The sequence below is a fragment of the Paenibacillus mesotrionivorans genome (genome assembly GCF_046098205.1).
GTDB lineage: Bacteria > Bacillota > Bacilli > Paenibacillales > NBRC-103111 > Paenibacillus_AR > Paenibacillus_AR mesotrionivorans.
In genome coordinates this window covers 39,776-58,485 of record NZ_JBJURJ010000001.1, presented here as the reverse complement: position 1 = coordinate 58,485, position 18,710 = coordinate 39,776, and the positions used below count along the sequence as shown (strand labels likewise).

Here is an 18,710-nt window from a genome sequence, read left to right as displayed (position 1 = left end):
GCATGGATATCTTCGTTTGTATGTTGGGTATGGTGGCGCTGGCAGCAGGTTATACAGACCTGCGGCACCGGAAAATCCCCAATTGGCTTTCTGTGGCGGGTCTGTGCGGCGGGATGCTGGGGCATGTTTGGGCAGGAGGGCTGACAGGATTGGGTCGTTCGTTCGCAGGGGCAGGTCTAGGGTTTGCTGTTATGCTGCTTTTGTATATGTTTAAGGCGGTGGGGGCGGGGGACGTCAAGCTGTTTGCGGCTATTGGAGCTATTAGCGGACCTCTGCTGACATTTTCGACTATCACCTATTCCGTATTATGGGCCGGGGTCATCGGATTCGGGATATTGCTATACCAGCGTAGGCTCATCGCCAACGGAAAGGGGATGCTGCTTGCCGTTACCGGGTTCTTATTGATCCGGCAGAAGCTGGCCATAGATGAACGGCTGACTCTTCGCTTCCCGTTTATGGCGGCGGTCATTCCGGGAATCTGCACCGCCTTGTGGGAAACCGGCAGCAAAGGAGTACCTGTATGGATGCTGTAACTTATCTGGACATGACCTTCACAGCCGAAAAAGGGCAGGGCCGGTATTGGCTTCTGACCCATAAGGGAAACCCGGTTCCGGCGGCGGCACTGTCCCGTCTGGATCTGCGGATGCTGGAGCGGCACTCCATACCCCGCATCCTGCCTTTGGATGTGGAGGAAATGAACGCGGAGGCCAGGCTCCGCTACAGGCTTCCCGTAGGGCAGCCGCTGCAAAGCCGGTTTCAGGCCGGCGATGCGGATGCGAAGCTTCTTATAGAGGCGCTGCTGACCATCGTCACCACCTTGGCGGACAGCAGGGTGTACTTATTGGATGAACGCAAGTATGCCCTGCACCCTTCGCTTATTCTCATCGGTGAGGGCCCGCGGGATATCCAGATGGTGTATCTGCCGCTTCGGCATCTGGAGCAAAAACCCTCGCTCCGCCATGAACTGTACCAGCTTACGCTTCAATTAATAGAATGGGGCCATATTTCATTGGAAGAATGCAGTGTGATGGTGGAGTGCCTCAAAAGCTCCCTGTTCGAGCTGGAGGATTTTAAGCAGCTGCTGATTGCCCTGCAATTTTCTCCCGCCGGGCAGACGGGCACCTCCCAGCAAGCAGCGGCGGAAGAGTCCTATCCTGCGGATACGCCATGGCACAGCCCCCCGCGACCAAGTGCAACGGAGGAGCTGCGGCTGCAGACAGAGCTGCAGGACGACGGGGATACCCTGCGGTTCGAGCCAGCCCAATGGCGGCTATCCTCCGCTGCTGCACTGCGGCTGGCGCTTGTGCTCATGGTGGTGGCATGGGGCGCTGCCGCGGTATTTCCTTCGCCAGTTGTGATGGGTTCGGCGGGCATCGTGACGTTAGCAGGCATAATTCTTTATCTATGGAGCAAGCGCAAAGAAAAGGAAGAGCTTCTGACGGAGCCGGACGAGGAGCCGGACAGCTGGATGCCGCAACCGGCCCAGCCGTTCCCGAGGGAGCAGACGCTTGACTACAAGGAGCCGGAATCTGCCGCCGCACGCTCCTTCCAATGGACGGAGGAGCGGAATCGGCTGTACCGGGAAAACCCGGCATTAACTGTTTTGCTGGAGGAGTCCGAAGAGAGCGGACCTGCTGTGCCGCCGACAGAACTGCTGCTTCCGGAAACGGAGCTGCTCGCCCCTCAAGCGGTGCTCGAGCTGCTGGAGAATGAAGCCGTTGCCTCATCGCTCCTCGTCAGCCGTACCCGCTTTTCCTTCGGAAGGAGCCCGGGTGAAGCCGATTGTGTGCTGAATGCCTCCGGCATATCCCGGATCCATGGCGAGATCAGGCGGGAGGGGGAGCTGTGGGTGCTTTGTGATCTGGGCTCCAAAAACGGCACAAAGCTCAACGGCGAATCCCTTGCCCCTCACGAAACCTATCCCCTTAAAAACGGTGACAGGATCACGGCGGCTCAAACCCACTTGATCTTCCGCATCCGCTAGCCGCGTGGTATAATCCCCCTTAAGGATAATCCAAGAGGAGAGATGTGGAATGCTGCGCCATGTAGTGCTGTTCAAATTGGCTGATCCGGCCCCGGACAAGCTCCAGGAAGTGAAGGATAAGCTGCTCAGCTTAAAAGGCCGGGTACCCCAGCTGCTGGAGATCGAGGTTGGCATCGACGTAGTCCGTTCGGAACGTTCTTACGATTTGGCTTTGATTACGACCTTCGAAAGTCTGGATGACATGAATGCATATCAGGTGCATCCGTATCATGTAGAGGTCAGCAGCTACATCGCAACCGTGCGGCAAGCGGCGGTGGCCGTTGATTTTATTGTCGATTAACCGCAGAAAAAACAAGCTGGAGTCAGGTTTTGCATGCTTGTGTCCGATATCCGCCAGACGTCTTCCGGAAAGCCGGGAGGCGTCTTTTTTTCATTCATTTCCTTTCAAATTAATGTTTGACGGGGGGATAGGAAATTGTTATTATGTATTTATAATACTTAGTAAACGATAAAGTTTATAAATTAAATATTAATAAAAATAACCCAGATGAAGCCAGTTTCAATTTTTTTTAGCAAAAGTGTTTCATAAGATAAGAAGCTGGTTAATACCTAATTAAGGTATTTGAATAACGCAAGACCGAAGCAATTGGAAATATAAGACAACCGACCCTTGAAGGAGTGTGAGCCACCATGGCATCTCTAAAGCGCGCTAAAATCCGTGAAGAAGTATTGCAGGAGCTGTATTCCTTTCATCTGGTAGAAAAAGGCCGCAAGGCCATGATTCCGAAAACGTGGGAAGAGATGAATCCTGAGAAATTCTTCGCCCTTGAATACTTGGCTGAAAACCGCCTGATCCGGTTTCAATCCGAAGGCTCCCATTATATGGCCAAAATTACGGCGCAGGGGATTGCCGCATTGAAGAAGAAGAAGGCAGCGGCTGCTGCCCAGGCAGTTTCTTGATCTCCCATACAACAATCAAGCAGGAACCGGACGGGGAAGCCCACTATTCGGTTCCTGTTTTTGTTGTCCGTAGGAATTAGAGCCGATCTGGTGTACAATGAGAAGCTGGGAACCTTTTGAGAGGCGGGATACATTTTATGATAACGAAACCCTACATAAACTACATTGATGCCGATTATGTGCTGGCCATGCTGCAGGATTTATTGGCTATCCCCAGCCCCAGCGGCTTCTGTCACGAAGTGCTGCTCCGGGTGGAGACGGAGGCGGCCAGGCTGGGCTGGGCGGTGGAGCGTACACCGAAACAAGCCTGCATCATCACCATCCCTGGTGAAGAAGGAACAGGTACCCTTGCCTTAACCGCCCATGTGGATACTCTTGGCGCCATGGTCCGCGCCGTGAAGAGTTCTGGCACCCTGCGGTTTACCCCTGTTGGCGGTTACGACATGAACTCCATTGAGGGAGAATATTGTACGGTTCATACCCGCAGCGGCACCACCTGCACAGGCACAATCCTCACAACCGCACCTTCTGTCCATGTGTATAAAAACGCAAGAGACCAGAAGCGGGAGGAGGAAAATCTCGAGATCCGGCTGGATGCGCTGGTGACAAACAAGGCTGGAGTGACGGAGCTGGGCATTCGCAACGGGGACTATATCTCCTTTGATCCCAGAACCCGCATTCTGGAGAACGGCTTTATTAAATCCCGGCACCTGGATGACAAAGCGGGAGTGGCCTGTTTGTTCGGCTTGGCGGAGCTGATAGCCCGGACGGGAAACAAACCCCATAAGACGCTGAAGCTGATCATTACCTCTTACGAGGAGGTAGGACACGGTGCTGCGTACATGCCTTCCGACGTGGGAGAGCTGATCGCTGTAGATATGGGGGCGATGGGTGATGACCTGAGCTGCACGGAGCAGGATGTATCCATCTGTGCCAAGGATTCCTCCGGCCCTTACGATTACGCCATGACCACACGCCTCATCCAGCTGGCGGAACGGGACGGTCTGCGGTTTGCGGTGGATATCTATCCCCAATACGGATCGGATGCGTCGGCTGCTATGCGCGGCGGCAATAACCTCAAAGCCGCATTAATCGGGCCGGGCGTCCATGCTTCCCACTCTATGGAGCGTACCCACCGCGATGCCTTGATGAACACCATCTCGCTTCTGGCCGCATATGTGCTGGAGCCGGAGGATCAGCCGGAAAAGGAGCCGATTGCCTAAATGAATGTCCTTACAGCAGAAAATCTCAGCAAATCCTATGGCGTGAAGGTGCTGTTCAACCAGATATCCTTCAGCGTTGCCGAACGCCAGCGGATCGGGCTCATCGGCGTTAACGGCACGGGCAAATCCTCCTTGCTGCGGATATTGGCCGGGCTGGAAGCGCCGGATTCAGGAAAAGTGATCCAACCGGGCGGCTTCCGTATTGCTTACCTTGACCAGACCCCGGAGTTTACCGAAGCCATCTCTGTCTTGGACTATATCTTCCGGGGAGATCTGCCCGCCATGCGGATCATCCGCGATTACGAAGCTGCCTTGGCCGCCTTGGGTGCAGATCCGGAAAACCCAGAGAAGCAAAAGCGGCTGTTCACCGCCCAGCAGGCCATGGACGCTTCCTCCGCCTGGGAGGCGGAAACCCAAGCCAAAACCATCCTGTCCCGCTTGGGCATCCAGGATTATTCCCAGCATGTCAATGAGCTTTCCGGGGGTCAAAAGAAACGTGTCGCCTTGGCCGCCGCGCTGATTCATCCGGCGGATCTTCTGATCCTCGACGAGCCCACCAACCATATTGACAATGAAACCGCGGAATGGCTGGAGGGACAGCTGTCCAAGTATAGGGGAGCGCTGCTTCTGGTAACCCATGACCGGTATTTCCTGGACCGGGTAGCCAACCGGATCCTGGAGCTGTACAAGGGCAGCATCTATCCTTACGAAGGCAATTACGCCGTCTATCTGGAGAAAAAAGCGGAACGCGAAGAGATGCAGGCAGCTTCGGAGGATAAACGACGTAACCTCCTCCGCCGGGAGCTGGAATGGCTGCGCCGCGGCGCCCAGGCCCGCAGCACCAAGCAGAAAGCAAGAATTGATCGTGCGGAGGCCCTGCAGAAGCAAACGCCGGATGCTCCCCAGGAAGCGATGGAGATCCAGGTAACGGCCAGCCGGCTGGGCAAAAAGGTGCTGGAGCTGGAGAACGTCTCCAAAACCTACGGTTCCAAGACCCTGGTCAAGGACTTAAGCGCCTTGATTCAGCCCGGCGACCGCATTGGGATTATCGGACCTAACGGCAGCGGCAAAACCACGCTGCTGCGGATGCTGGCCGGGCAGCTTCAGCCTGACGGCGGGACCATCGAAACCGGAAGCACCGTCCGTATGGCTTATTATACCCAGGAGAATGAGGAGCTGGACCCCAACAAGCGGGTTCTGGAATATATCCGCGAAGCTGCCGAAACCATCAAGCTGGACGACGGCGTGACCGTCTCTGCCTCCCAGATGCTGGAGCGGTTTATGTTCCCCCAGGAGCAGCAATGGACCTACATCGGCCGGCTGTCCGGCGGGGAGAAGCGCAGGCTGTATCTACTCCGCACGCTGCTGGGAGAGCCCAATGTGCTGCTCCTGGACGAACCCACCAATGACCTGGACATTCAGACCCTGACCATTCTGGAGGATTATCTGGAGCAATTCCCCGGTACCGTAATCGCTGTTTCCCATGACCGGTACTTCCTGGACCGGGTGACAGACAAGCTGCTGGCCTTTGAGGGAGACGCAGAGGTATCTCCGTTCCTCGGAAGCTATTCCGAATATCTCGAAACCCGCAAGGAACAGGAAGCCGCAGAGCGGGAGGTATCATCGGTTTCTGCAGCCAAAAGCCCGGCTCAATCGACTGCCACTTCCCTAAGCGGAACCCAGTCCTCCCAAAGCCGTGCCCGCAAGCTATCCTACAAGGATCAGAAGGAGTGGGACGGGATCGAGGAACGGATTGCCGGGCTGGAGGAAGACCTGGAGCGCATCCGCAGAGAGTTGGCAGCGTCAGGCAGCGATTCCGCAAAGGTGCAGGAGCTGTTCCAGACACAATCGGATAAAGAAGTGGAGCTGGATGAAGCTATGACCCGCTGGACGGAGCTATCCGAGCTAGTGGAGGCCATAGAGCGGGAAAAACGCGGCTAGGACCTGTCTTCAAACCCGCTTGAGGGCAGCTTTCACCGTCTTTTCGCTCCTTGCTGCGTTACTTTGGCTTGACGTACCCTCCGGTACGCCTGCACCAAAGTGCCTTGCCTGGAACGAAAATCCAGCTAAATCTGCTCCCCTCGAGTTTGAAGACACACCCTAATCCGTAAAATTTCTTTTTTTCAGGCCCATTTTGTGCTACAATAAACTTTTGAATATATGACTATTCCTTCATGGATGAAAAGGCGGTTACGGACGGATGATTACAGTAAGCAATGTATCGCTTAGATATGGCAGCCGCGCGCTGTTTGATGAGGTTAATATCAAGTTTACACCTGGCAATTGTTACGGCCTGATCGGCGCCAACGGTGCCGGTAAGTCCACCTTCCTGAAAATTCTCTCCGGCGAGATTGAACCCAGCACCGGTGAGGTATCCATCGGCCCGGGCGAGCGTATGGCTGTCCTGAAGCAGAACCATTATGAATATGATGATGTTCAGGTTCTGAAGACGGTTATTATGGGCCATTCCAAGCTGTATGAGATTATGGTCGAGAAGGACTCTATCTATATGAAGGAGAACTTCTCCGACGAGGATGGTATGCGTGCAGCTGAGCTGGAAGGCGATTTCGCCGAGCTGAACGGCTGGGAAGCGGAATCCGACGCGGCAGAACTGCTGATGGGCTTAGGCATCGGCAAGGATAAGCATGACCTGCTGATGCGTGATCTGGACGGCAATGAGAAGGTCCGTGTCCTGTTGGCCCAGGCCCTGTTCGGCACCCCGAACATCCTGCTTCTGGATGAACCGACGAACCACTTGAACCTGGAATCCATCACCTGGCTGGAAAACTTCCTGGCCAAATTTGACGGCACCGTTATCGTAGTATCACATGACCGTCACTTCCTGAACCAGGTTTGTACCCATATCGCCGACATTGACTTCGGCAAGATTCAGATGTATGTGGGCAACTATGATTTCTGGTATGAATCCAGCCAACTGGCCCAGAAGCTCATGTCCGACAAGAACAAGAAGGTGGAGGAGAAGCGCAAGGAGCTGGAGGAATTTATCCGCCGATTCAGCGCCAATGCCTCCAAGTCCAAACAAGCCACCTCCCGGAAGAAGCAGCTGGAGAAGCTGACCCTGGATGATATCCGTCCTTCTAACCGGAAGTATCCGTACTGTAATTTCAAGGCTGAACGGGAAGCAGGCAAGCAGCTCTTGACAGTAGAAGGTCTCACCAAAACCGTCGGCGACGAGAAGGTGCTGGACAATATCAGCTTTACAGTCAACAAGGGAGACAAGATCGCTTTTGTCGGCCCGCACGGACTTTCCAAAACGACCCTGTTCCAAATTATTACGGGCGAGCTTGAGGCAGATGCCGGCTCCTTCAGCTGGGGCGTCACCACCTCCCAAGCTTATTTCCCCAAGGATAACTCCGAATACTTCGACGGATGCGACCTGACGCTGGTGGATTGGCTGCGCCAATATTCCAAGGAACAGGACGAAGGATTTATCCGCGGCTTCCTGGGACGGATGCTGTTCTCCGGTGAAGAAGCGGTGAAGAAGGCTAACGTGCTTTCCGGGGGCGAAAAGGTGCGCTGTATGCTGTCTCGGATGATGCTGCAGTCCGCTAATGTTCTGATTCTTGACGAACCCACCAACCACTTGGATCTGGAATCCATTACCGCGCTGAACAATGGTCTGGTGGACTTCGACGGCACCATGCTGTTCGTTTCCCATGACCACCAGTTCATTCAAACCATCGCCAACCGGATCATTGAGATTACCCCCAACGGCATGATCGATAAGATGATGACGACATTCGATGAATATCTGGAAAATGATGATGTGAAAAGCCAGCGGGAGAAGCTGTATTCCTGATGTTTGATCCCACTGTATTCGATAATGTGAAGGTTATGCTGGAGGGGGAGGTATACGACCGGGATCTGGCCGGCGCCATCCAGGTGGCCGCCCGGGAAGACCTGGTGGACCTTGCGTCTCTCTCCCGTACCTTCCGGATTGCCTTCCGCGCCAAACCGTCCGCAGGCCTGTATACGGCGTGGGTGGAGCTTTCATCCTCCCTGCGCAACATAGCAGCGGAGATTTTGGAGCAGTCTAAGGCAGAGGCGGGCTGCTCGCTTACAGTATCGTTTATCGCCAACATCCCCCATGCCAGAGGCGCCGAGGAAACAAACCCGCAATCGGTCTGTGCACAAGCGGATGCGGCGGTAAAAGCTGTATGGGGCGGGCAATATCAGCTGGAGCAGCAAGTGACCCATACCTATGGCTTCGGGAAAGAAACGGTCAGCCATACCCTCCGGCTTTTGTTCGGGCGGACATTTACGGAAGCGGTGATTGATGACCTTCCTGAGCTGGTTTCCCATACGATCAAAACATTAGAGCAATTGTCTTAATTATCACTGCCGACCTAGGAGGGATAACCTTGATCCAGATATTGTTCGTCTGTTTGGGCAACATCTGCCGTTCCCCCATGGCCGAGGCCGTATTCCGCAATAAGGTGGAGAAGGCGGGTCTTGCGGACAAAATCCGGGTGGACTCCGCCGGAACCGGCAATTGGCATACCGGCAAACCGCCCCATGAAGGAACCCGCGGAATCCTGAAGGAGTTCGGCATTTCCGACAAGGGGATTGCCGCCCGCCAGGTGAATGGGCAGGACTTTGGTCTGTACCAGTATATTGTGCCTATGGACGCCGCCAATGTAGCGGACTTGAAGCAGTTTGCACCGGAGGGTCATGCTGCCCGGGTGCTGCCTTTGATGGATTACGTGGAGGGACGGCAGCATACGGATGTGCCCGACCCTTATTACACCGGGAATTTCCAGGAGGTTTACGAAATGGTGGATGCAGGCTGCGAGGCGCTGCTGACCCATATCCGGCAAGCCGAAAACCTGTAGCTGACTTAAAACACACACCTAAGATTTCAATTGGAGGTAGCCAGCCTTTATGCTCCGCAAAGCGTCCGCATTCCTGATCATCTCCTTGTTCGGTTTGTTTTCCACCGCCTCGGTACGGGGGGTGACTTATGAGATTGTGATCTATGGAGGCGGTCCGCAAGCGGTCTCCGCCGCATTGACGGCTGTGTCCTCCAGCCCTCGGGCGGATGTGCTGATGATTGTGCCTGAACGCCAATTGGGCTCCACTATGACTGCCGGCAGGCAGAACCTGTTTGACCTGAACTATCATAAACCATCCAGCCTTCCACCGGGACTGCCTTCAGATTACACGGGCTCCCAGGGAGGCTCTTTGTACAGATTTGTGAAGGCATTGGGGGCTGTGTTTGCGCCGTCGGAGATGGAGAGCTATTTTGCCCGGGAAACTCAAGCTTCCGGGCGCATCCGGATCCTATATGAGACGGATATCACTCAGGCGGACCTCCAGGAGAGCTCCACCTCCCTGAAGGAACTGCACTTCCGCAAAATCCGCAAGGATCCTCAGGATGGCCGGTACCGGTTCAGCGGCACAGCTGCATCAGTGCAGGCTAAGGTGTTCATCGATGCCTCCGAAACCGGGCGGCTGCTGCGGCTCACCGGAGCGGGATACACCACCGGCCGGGAGGATACGGGCAAGGACCAGCTGCAAATGGTGGCGACCCTCATGTACAAGGTGAAGGGAGTGGACGCGTACGCCGCTATCGCCCCCAACAAAACGGCTAACGGAGTGGCCTATTCCACCAGAGGCTCCTTCCAGTTTTGGGGAGGGCGGGAGGTGTATACCATCCCGGAAATTCTGGCGTATGACAAGAACAGCCCCTACTTCAGGCTGAAGGCCTACAATGCCGGAGAGGATGGTTATTCCCATGTGGGCGCGGATACCTCCAAAACACCCTTTTGGATGAACCACATGATCATTTATAAGGTGGACGGGCGGAAGATGTGGCGGGACCGGGAGCTGGACAACGGACTGTATCCCGACTCTCCGGAACTGGACCCGGAGGAAGCACGGGAGCTGGCGCTGCAGGAGCTTAAGAAGCCCGAGTATTGGGAGATGATCCGCAAGCTGCCGGGGTTTGCCAATGTGGAGCCGGTGCTGGAGAACGGGGAGCCTGCAGCCGGTGAGATCCTGTACCTGCGGGAAACCATCCATGCCCTCAATAAACCGGGGGCCGGCAAGGCTCATGCCTTAACGGAAGCGGATGTGATGAAGGGCGGCCAGGACTTCTATGACAGGCGGATCGGGGTCGGGTTCTATAACTTCGATTCCAATACCTATCAGAAGCAGGAAGCGTTGACCAATCCGCTGCATGAGCCTTGGTACGTTCCTTATGAGGTGCTGCAGACTCCATATGTGGACAACCTCCTGCTGCCGGGATATGCGGCGAACATTGATTCCTATTCCTGGTCGGCCATGAGGGTCTATCCCAACCTGATCATGCTGGGGGATGCGGCGGGAACCTCCGCAGCGCTGGCGGCAGACGGCAGGATGGAGCTTGCTAAACCGGATATGGATTTGCTTCAGAAGGAGCTGCTGCGTCACCAGGCGATCCTGGAAAAGTGACCCGTTGCAATCAGATAAATATATGTTATAATGGCTATAGAAAACATATATGTGACATGCAATGATATCGTTTTCCACCAACAAGGAGGGAATCGCCATGATGAACCTGTTTGTGAAGGAAAAGGAAGCAGCACCGGAAGAGATCCGGAACCTGGAAAAGCGCGCAGGAGCCAGTGATGAGATCCAACGCATTCTGAAGGAAGACAATTCGGACGTGTGGTTGGACACGCCGACCAGCCTGTTCAATCTGTTCCCCCCGAAATATTAAAGCGGACCTCAGTACTATACGATAGGACGGCCCTTTTACTCCGGTAAAAGGGTCTTTTTTATGTTCATCCAACCCCAACACCGTAAAAAAGTATCCCTTAAAAGTGGAATCGCCACCGTTTTACCTGGCCTGTTTAGGCTTATACTCATACTGGTAGCCTTGCGTTTTGAAAACGTTGTATTTTCCGCTTGTCCACCCCATAATCAGGATATACGCCTTATTCCGACAAAAGACAACATTCACGAGCGGAGGTTTCCCGCATGAAATGGATAAGCCAAGCTCCCTTCCGCAATAAACTGATCGCCGCTTTTATGACCGTGACCCTGCTGTCCATTCTGATGACCGGCTATTTCTCCTATTCCATCACCACCGGCATCCTGGAGGACAACGCGCTGAAGCTGACCCAGGACACAGTAGCGAAAACCGCCCAAACGGTGGATGAAAAGCTTAGCAAGCTGAGCATGGTCATGATGACCTTCATGATTAGCCAGCAGTTCAAGAGCATGCTAAAGGATGTATCCGTGGGCAATGACAGCGAGTATTATACCCATTGGACCAACCTGGACAATGTATTTACCCAGGCACGGATTGCCGAGCCGTTGATTCAAGGTATCTTTGTTTCCACCCCCATGGGGGAGTTCTACCCCTCGTCCATGAACCGCAACAGGCAAGAGGATTTCCGTGATACGGATATGTATAAGCGGGTGGAGAGTCAAAAACGGACAGTTTGGATCGAAGGCCACGAGGACCCGCTTTTTTACGGCAAGCAGCGGGTGGTTTCCCTTGTGCTGGAGCCTATCGCCGAGATGACTTTGAAGGATGTTTATGTGGTGGTCAATATCAGGGAGGACGGGCTGCGCAAGCTGGTCGGACCGGAATCGGGGAACAGCGGCTCCCTCCGGTTTCTAATGAATGAGGATGCGGCTTTGATTTACAGCGAATCCGATCTGCTGGTGACGGAGACAGCCAAAAGTGAGCTGGTGGGGGAGATTACCCGCAGCGGCGTAAACGGCTATACCTCCTTCGACAAAAACGGGAGCACCTATCTGCTCAATTACGCTCGGCTTCATGTGAATGATTGGACCATCCTCGCCATTCAATCCAAGGATTATGTAATGAAGGATATGATTTATGTCAAATGGATGATTCTGTTCATCACCCTGGCCAGCTTCCTGGTCACCCTCTTTGTGGCCGGGGCCTTCACCCGGTATCTGCTGACTCCTCTGCACAAGCTCCAGAAAGTGATGAAGCGGGTGGAAAGCAATGATCTGACCGCCCGCTTCGAAAGCCGGCATGAGGATGATCTGGCTCAGGTAGGTTTCCGCTTCAACCGGATGCTGGACCAGATCGTGGTGCTGATTGACGAGGTGAAGGAGGCGGAGGCGGGCAAACGGAGTACGGAAATCAAGGCCCTGTCCGCCCAGATGGACCCGCATTTTCTTTATAACACTCTGAATGTGATCTATTGGAAGCTGAAGCTCAAGCAGGTGGACCAGTCCCAAACCATGGTCGTCTCCCTGTCGCGGCTGTTCCAGCTGGGGTTGAATAAAGGCAAGGAAATCACCACGCTGGAGAAAGAGCTGGAGCATGTCAGGCTCTATCTGGAGCTGCAGGCCTCCTGTTATGAGAATTTGTTCGAATACAGCATTCTGGTTAAGAATCCGTCCCTGCAGGAGCTGACTGTGCCGCGGATTATTCTTCAGCCGCTGGTGGAAAACAGCATTCTCCACGGCTTCTCCAGTATGGAAAGCGGCGGACGGATCAGCATTGAGCTGGATTCGGACCCATCCGCCGGCTGCTGGAGCATCCGGGTGGAGGATAACGGCTGCGGCATGGAGGAGGATGCCGTCCGGGCCATGCTTAGGGCGGAGCAGGGAAAGGGATATGCCATCGGCAATCTGATCCAGCGCCTCCAGCTGTATTATGGCGGGGAAGCGTGCTTTCATGTGGTGAGCCATCCCGGCCGCGGTACCGTGATTTGTATAAACATCCCGTTCAAGGAGGCTGGAAGTGATGTTTAAATGGAAGGACATCAGCATTTGTGTTGTTGATGACACCCGTACAGTAGTAGAAGGCCTGAAGGCGATGGAGTGGGAGCGGGAGGGCATCCGCTTTGCCGGTACGGCAGCCAACGGGGAGGACGGGCTGGAGCTGATCAAGGAAACAAAGCCGGATATTGTCATCACGGATATCCGGATGCCGCGGATGGACGGGCTGACCATGCTCCGGTCCATTCTGGAGCTTCAGGTAGCCTGTAAGGTCATTCTGATCAGCGGCTATACGGATTTTGAATATGCCAAGGAAGCCATTTCATTAGGTGCCTTTGATTTTGTGGTGAAGCCTTTTACCGAAGAGGACATTCTGGGGACTGTGCGCCGGGCGAAGGAGCAGATTGAGGAGGAGCGCTCCCGGGTTCTTTCCGTCCAGGAAATGGAGGGCAAGCTGCGGGAGAGCATCCCGCTCCTGCAGCAGGAGTATCTGGGGCTGCTGGTGCGCCACCGCACCAATTGGGAGCGGACAGCCCGCCGCTGGGAATTTCTGAACATCCCGCTGGACCCCGCCGGTCTTTGTGTGATGGCCTTGGAGATAGACAGGGTTCAAGAGCGTTCCGCGGATATGTCCGTGAATGAGGTGGAGCTGATGCGCTTTTCTCTGCAGAATATTGCCGAGGAAACGCTGCGGGAATATACGAAGTGTATCGTATTCCGCTCCAGCATGAACCGGTTTATTGCGGTGCTGAACATCCGGCAGGAGGACAATCCGGCTATTTGGGCGGAGGAGGTATGCAAGAATATCGAGCGTTTCACAAAATTCACTGTTTCGGTTGGTGTGGGCGGGAATGTGAAGGATATCGGCGGTCTGCCGGAATCCTATGTCCAGGCCGTCCAAGCTCTGGCCTGCCACATGTTTACCGACGGCAACGGCGCCTTGGGGTATTCCCAGATGCCACGTACGGACAGGCAGGCACCCTTGGCACTGGAGCAAAAGGACGAGCTTCTGCTGATGCTCCGCTCAGGCAACGGGGACCGGGCGGCCGACCTGCTGGCAGAAATGGCCGATTCCCTGCAGCAGATGACGCCCAAGCCCCATCCGGATTATGTGCAAAGTCTGTATGAGGAGCTGGCGGCGGCCGCAATCAGGACCTTCTATGAGCTGGTGCCGCTGCCTGAGCTGCAGCCTCTTATTAACAGCTACAAAACCCGAAGGCCGGAAATACCACTGGCTGGTTTGGAGCAGCTGATCCAGACGCTGTGCAGGGAAGGGGCGGAACTGGTTAGACGCCATCACGTCTCGGAGGGACAGGCCTTGATCTATAAAAGTGTCGACTTTATCAAAAGCCATCTGGACCGGGAGGTGCGGGTCAGCGAATGTGCCGCCTGGGTCCATTTGAGCCCCAGTTATTATTCCGGCCTGTTCAAGAAGGTAACAGGGATGACCGTGACCCAATTCGTAACGGCCGAGCGCATCGCCAAGGCCAAGGAAATGCTGATCGGCGGCTCCCAGGTCCAGGAGGTGGCCAACGCATTGGGCTATGAGGAGAGGCGTTACTTCAGCGAGGTATTCAAGAAAATCACCGGCAAAACCCCCTCGGAATTCCGCGAAAGCTATCATCCGGAAGGGGCGGAAGGGCGGGACAGTTTGTAGGGGGTGTCTGCCGAAGCGTGAATATTCAAGGGGTTCCATTCCTTACCGGGAAAGAAGTGCCTTGGAGGCTCAAACACGTTTTGTCGGCCTTGATTCGATTAGAATGGTAAGGTTTCAAGGCCGCCAAAAAACTCGCCCTCAAGTCACTTTTTCCCTCCCAGTCATTTCACTATGAATATTCACGCTCCGCGACGACAGTGGAATCGTATCCCTGCACAGTAGGTTTACCCCACTCCTTTCTAGCGGTCCGGGCCGTATAATCAAGATGTAAAGAACGCTATTCGACAAATAGGGGGATATGCACATGTGGAAAAAAGCCATCGGTTTAAGCCTCGGCGTGGCCTTGGCCGCAGGAGGATTAGCCGGATGCGGAGGAAACAACACCAAGGATTCGGCAGCCAGCACCGCTCCTACGGCAGGACCTAAGAAGGTCATCAAATATTGGACCGATGACCGGCACGACCAGGAATACATCAAGGAAATGATCAACAAGTTTAATACCACCAACAAGGATAATATTGAGGTGGAATTGACCGTCCTTTCGGAAAACTACGCCCAAAGCGTGGACGTGGCCTTCGCCGGCAACCAGGCGCCGGATTTGCTTCGCCTGAAAAGCGGCAATGCCGAAACCTTTTACAAAAAAGGCTACCTCGCCCCCTTGGACTCCTACATGACAGATGAACTCAAGGCCAAATTTAAGGATCTGCTGATCGACAAGGTCAATATTTTTGACGGCAAGCTGGTATCCCTGCCCAATACGGGCCTGACTCTGCGCCTGGTATACAATCAGGAGCTGTTCGAAAAAGCGGGAATTGCCAAACCTCCCGTTTCCCTGCAGGAAATGGTGGACGTCGCCAAGAAAATCACCGACATGGGTAAAAAAGACGGCATCTACGGCTTCGCCCTGAACTTTAAAAGTCCAAAAAGCGCCTTTGACCGTTCCGTCCGGGAAATCCTTTCCTTAAGCGGCTACCAAGGCCTCGGTTATGATATCAAAACCGCCCAGTTCGATTTCGGACCGTATGCAGAGGTTATGAAATACTTCAAGCAAATGTACGACAACGGCAGCATTCTGCCCGGCGCGGCAACCTTGGATATCGATCCCATGCGCGCCCAGTTCGCTGCAGGCAAAATCGGCATGTACCTGAGCTTCTCCACCGAACCAGGTGTTTATGTCGATCAATTCCCGACCAAAATCAAATGGGGCGGAGCCCTTGCACCGACTTTGGACGGCACCATCAAAGGTACCTCGGAGATCGTATCCGCAGGCACATGGATGGGCATTTCCGACAAATCGCCTAACAAGGATGCCGCTTGGACATTCATGAAGTTCATGTACGGCGACGAAATCCTGACCACCTATCATGAGAAGGGCTTCGGCATCGCTGTGGTGCCCAGCATTGCCGCCAAGGCCAAAAAGCCGGAAATCACCGGGATGGAGGGCTTCCTGGTAGGCAAATACGACTCCATGTGGCCGGTTTCCCCCAATGTGACTCCGGAGGGCGCCAACTATGCGGATACCTTCTTCAAGTACATGCTGAGCGGCGGGGATCTGGGCGCTATCACCAAGGATCTGAATACCCGGTACAACGCGGCATTAACCAAAGCAGCCGATAAGGGAGAGGTAAAGGTCAGCCCGAATCCGTCCTTCGACCCGGCCAAGCTGCAAGGCAAATAAAACAACGATTCTCCAGAATGAGAAATCAGCAATGAACGGTTCAAAAAGGGGCGGTCGGCGCACTTGTGGACGAACGCTCCTTTTTTGCACCCATATTCCGGTAATGAAGGAGGAAAAGAAGATGTCCAAATGGACCCGGCTGCGGGAAAACTCCCTGTTTCTTTTCCCCAGCGTCATCCTGACACTGGCTCTTGGCATCTACCCGCTGTTCTGGGTGCTGCGGTTTATGTTTTATGATTATGCAGGCTATGGCAACGCACTGTTCGTAGGTTTAGATAATTTCGGGCGGCTCTTCCGCGATATGGAGTTTTGGCAATCTGTAAAAAACACCTTTGTGTATGCAGGCGGTAAGCTGATCATCACCATTCCGCTGTCGCTCTTGTTGGCGGTTATCCTGAACGGCAAGCTCCGCGGACGCAATTTGCTTAGGGCCATCTATTTTATGCCGACGGTGATCAGTACCGCGGTTATCTCCGTTGTGTTCTATATCATCTTCAATTCCTACAACGGGATGGTAAACCAACTGCTGCTGAAATACCATGTGATCGACGCACCTGTGGATTGGCTTGGCCCCAAGTTTGCTATGGTGACGGTGATTATTCTCGCCGTTTGGGGAGCGGTGGGGAATTACATGCTGCTGTTCCTTGCCGGACTGCAGAATATTCCCGCCGACCTGTATGAAAGTGCCGCCATCGACGGCGCCAACGGGCCGCAGAAGTTCTGGTACATTACTGTGCCGATGCTGGGTCCGGTCATGCAGATGATTATTATGCTGGCCATTATCGCATCCCTTAAAGGCTACGAAAGCATTATGGTCATGACGGAAGGTGGACCCATCGGCAAAACCGAGGTCATGTACCTCTACCTGTACAAGCTGCTCTTCCCGGTATCCACCGGCTCCGTGGTCACCCAGCAGATCGGCTACGGCAGCGCCGTTGCGTTTGCAACTGCCATCATTGTGGGGGCGATCACCATGCTCTATTCCTATCTCAGCAAAAAAATGAACAACGTGTACTAGAAGGGAGCGGGTTATTATGAATGCGAAGCAAACCTCGGCTCCGAAGGTTCCCGGAGCATTCCGGCTGTTGGGCCATCTGATCAAATGGGCATTTTTGCTGGCTACCGTACTGTTGACTTTATTTCCCGTCTTAATGACGATCTTCGGCTCGCTGAAAACCAATGCCGAGCTGATGGGAGGCAGCGGATTGCTGCCCCAGCATTGGCAATTCCGCAACTATGTAGAAGCTTGGCAGCAAACCAATTTTGCTCGTTACACCTGGAACAGCGTATTCCTGAGCGTCACCTCCACCGTCGGCACTCTCCTGGTTGCCGCGATGGGCGCTTATGTGGTGGACCGGCGGCAGTTTCGCGGCAAGTCCCTGTATGTGGGCATGCAGGCTGCCACGATGTTCATTTCCGTCGGCGCCGTTGTGCTGCGTCCCCAATTTGACCTGATGGTATTGCTGAATCTGAACAAAACCCTGTGGGGGGTTGTACTGATTCTGGTCAGTGCCCATGCCAGTACCTTCTTCATCCTGCTGAGCTTCCTGAAGTCTATCCCGAAGGAGCTGGATGAAGCGGCCATGATCGACGGGTCCAGCTTTACCCGCAGCTTTTTCGTTATTATTTTGCCGCTGCTGACGCCGGGGTTAGGGGTATCGGGGCTGTTCGCCTTCCGCCATGCGTGGAATGAATACATCCTGCCGTTGGTATTCACTATGACCAATCCCCAAATGCAGACTCTGACGGTAGGCCTTGCCAACCTGCGGTACGGCTCCTCCGCCGCCATGCAGATCCATCTCATGATGGCCGGCGCCTGTCTGTCCATTCTCCCCATGCTGGTGGTTTACATTCTCGCCAACAAATCCTTCATGCAGATGAATGCAGGCTCGATCAAAGGGTAAAAAGAGGGCTGCCTACCGGCGGCAAACAACAGGACTGCCTGATGAAGGCAGTCTTTTTGGCGTTTCAGCAGGGGTACAAGACGGAGCGGGGCTGGTAGCACCTGCCCGGAAAACATGATATCCTAAAACAACAAGCAGCAAGACTTCAACGTACGAAAGGGGAAGAGCCCTTGAACCGCGATTTTATATCCATCCCGGCGATGGAGGGGGAATTGAAGCTTTCCCACAAAAAGCAGGGTTATGGCTATACCGTCACCACCCGGGAATTTATTATTCAAAAGCCCCATGCCAACTATTATTTGCAGCTGTCGGATATATTCAGTATTCTTCCTTCCGATCCATACGGTTTAAAGCCTCTGCGGCATCTCCCCGATTGGCCGGAGCAAACAGGGCTGGTCAGTGTGGCACCGGGTTCGCGACATTACCGGATTATGGTCCGGCGGGCCGTGCTTCATAACCGCAGCGGTATGCGGAATTTGGCATCCTGCGATTTTATTCTGCCCTTGGACGAGCGGATGTTCCGGGCCCTCGTGTCCTGGTCGGGACTGGACCCCATTGGCGGCGGACCTGAGGCTTATCACGGGGGAGGCTGAAT

17 protein-coding genes and 1 pseudogene are annotated in these 18,710 nt (G+C 54.4%); all 18 read left to right on the top strand.

The genetic code is table 11. From position 1 onward, the window contains the following. The first annotated feature begins 2 nt into the window (after window positions 1-2). The 18 genes and pseudogenes from ACI1P1_RS00290 (at window position 3) to ACI1P1_RS00205 (ending at window position 18,708) form a co-directional block, all read left to right on the top strand. On the top strand, window positions 3-533 hold the full coding sequence (locus ACI1P1_RS00290; RefSeq protein WP_416214353.1) for an A24 family peptidase: 531 nt from the start codon (window positions 3-5) through the stop codon (window positions 531-533). Next, window positions 521-1,984, top strand: a complete 1,464-nt coding sequence (locus ACI1P1_RS00285) for an FHA domain-containing protein (RefSeq protein WP_416214352.1) — start codon at window positions 521-523, stop codon at window positions 1,982-1,984. Before ACI1P1_RS00290 ends, ACI1P1_RS00285 begins: the two co-directional genes overlap by 13 nt. 49 nt (window positions 1,985-2,033) lie before the next feature. Further along, complete coding sequence (locus ACI1P1_RS00280; RefSeq protein ID WP_416214351.1) at window positions 2,034-2,324, top strand: Dabb family protein; 291 nt, start codon at window positions 2,034-2,036, stop codon at window positions 2,322-2,324. 350 nt (window positions 2,325-2,674) lie between these two features. Continuing rightward, a complete protein-coding gene (locus ACI1P1_RS00275) occupies window positions 2,675-2,944 on the top strand; it encodes a hypothetical protein (protein ID WP_416214350.1) in 270 nt (89 codons plus the stop codon). 137 nt (window positions 2,945-3,081) lie between these two features. Continuing rightward, window positions 3,082-4,167, top strand: a complete 1,086-nt coding sequence (locus tag ACI1P1_RS00270; RefSeq protein ID WP_416214349.1) for a M42 family metallopeptidase — start codon at window positions 3,082-3,084, stop codon at window positions 4,165-4,167. After that, window positions 4,168-6,108 (top strand): ABC-F family ATP-binding cassette domain-containing protein, encoded by a 1,941-nt coding sequence (locus ACI1P1_RS00265; RefSeq protein ID WP_416214348.1) that lies wholly within the window; start codon window positions 4,168-4,170, stop codon window positions 6,106-6,108. It begins immediately after the preceding gene. A gap of 259 nt (window positions 6,109-6,367) precedes the next feature. Continuing rightward, complete coding sequence (locus ACI1P1_RS00260; protein ID WP_416214347.1) at window positions 6,368-7,987, top strand: ABC-F family ATP-binding cassette domain-containing protein; 1,620 nt, start codon at window positions 6,368-6,370, stop codon at window positions 7,985-7,987. Next, window positions 7,987-8,520 (top strand): hypothetical protein, encoded by a 534-nt coding sequence (locus ACI1P1_RS00255; protein ID WP_416214346.1) that lies wholly within the window; start codon window positions 7,987-7,989, stop codon window positions 8,518-8,520. The genes ACI1P1_RS00260 and ACI1P1_RS00255 overlap by 1 nt, the downstream gene beginning before the upstream one ends. A gap of 29 nt (window positions 8,521-8,549) precedes the next feature. Beyond that, a complete protein-coding gene (locus tag ACI1P1_RS00250) occupies window positions 8,550-9,020 on the top strand; it encodes a low molecular weight protein-tyrosine-phosphatase (protein WP_416214345.1) in 471 nt (156 codons plus the stop codon). A 49-nt stretch (window positions 9,021-9,069) separates the two neighbouring features. After that, on the top strand, window positions 9,070-10,620 hold the full coding sequence (locus ACI1P1_RS00245) for an FAD-dependent oxidoreductase (RefSeq protein ID WP_416214344.1): 1,551 nt from the start codon (window positions 9,070-9,072) through the stop codon (window positions 10,618-10,620). Window positions 10,621-10,717: 97 nt separating this feature from the next. After that, window positions 10,718-10,888 (top strand): hypothetical protein, encoded by a 171-nt coding sequence (locus tag ACI1P1_RS00240; protein ID WP_416214343.1) that lies wholly within the window; start codon window positions 10,718-10,720, stop codon window positions 10,886-10,888. Between the two features lie 260 nt (window positions 10,889-11,148). Continuing rightward, complete coding sequence (locus ACI1P1_RS00235) at window positions 11,149-12,909, top strand: cache domain-containing sensor histidine kinase (RefSeq protein ID WP_416214342.1); 1,761 nt, start codon at window positions 11,149-11,151, stop codon at window positions 12,907-12,909. Then, window positions 12,902-14,533 (top strand): response regulator, encoded by a 1,632-nt coding sequence (locus ACI1P1_RS00230; RefSeq protein ID WP_416214341.1) that lies wholly within the window; start codon window positions 12,902-12,904, stop codon window positions 14,531-14,533. The genes ACI1P1_RS00235 and ACI1P1_RS00230 overlap by 8 nt, the downstream gene beginning before the upstream one ends. Window positions 14,534-14,837: 304 nt before the next feature. Beyond that, on the top strand, window positions 14,838-16,211 hold the full coding sequence (locus ACI1P1_RS00225) for an ABC transporter substrate-binding protein (protein WP_416214340.1): 1,374 nt from the start codon (window positions 14,838-14,840) through the stop codon (window positions 16,209-16,211). Window positions 16,212-16,332: 121 nt separating this feature from the next. After that, window positions 16,333-17,229 carry a carbohydrate ABC transporter permease gene (locus tag ACI1P1_RS00220; protein WP_416214339.1) on the top strand — a complete coding sequence of 299 codons (897 nt, stop codon included), beginning with the start codon at window positions 16,333-16,335 and terminating at the stop codon, window positions 17,227-17,229. Between the two features lie 97 nt (window positions 17,230-17,326). Next, a pseudogene (locus ACI1P1_RS00215) lies at window positions 17,327-17,419 on the top strand (carbohydrate ABC transporter permease); the annotation flags it as partial. Continuing rightward, complete coding sequence (locus ACI1P1_RS00210) at window positions 17,402-18,115, top strand: carbohydrate ABC transporter permease (RefSeq protein WP_416214768.1); 714 nt, start codon at window positions 17,402-17,404, stop codon at window positions 18,113-18,115. The pseudogene ACI1P1_RS00215 and the gene ACI1P1_RS00210, both read left to right, overlap by 18 nt. A 170-nt stretch (window positions 18,116-18,285) precedes the next feature. Beyond that, window positions 18,286-18,708: a hypothetical protein gene (locus tag ACI1P1_RS00205; protein ID WP_416214338.1), complete on the top strand. Its 423-nt coding sequence runs from the start codon at window positions 18,286-18,288 to the stop codon at window positions 18,706-18,708. The last annotated feature ends 2 nt before the right edge of the window (window positions 18,709-18,710 follow it).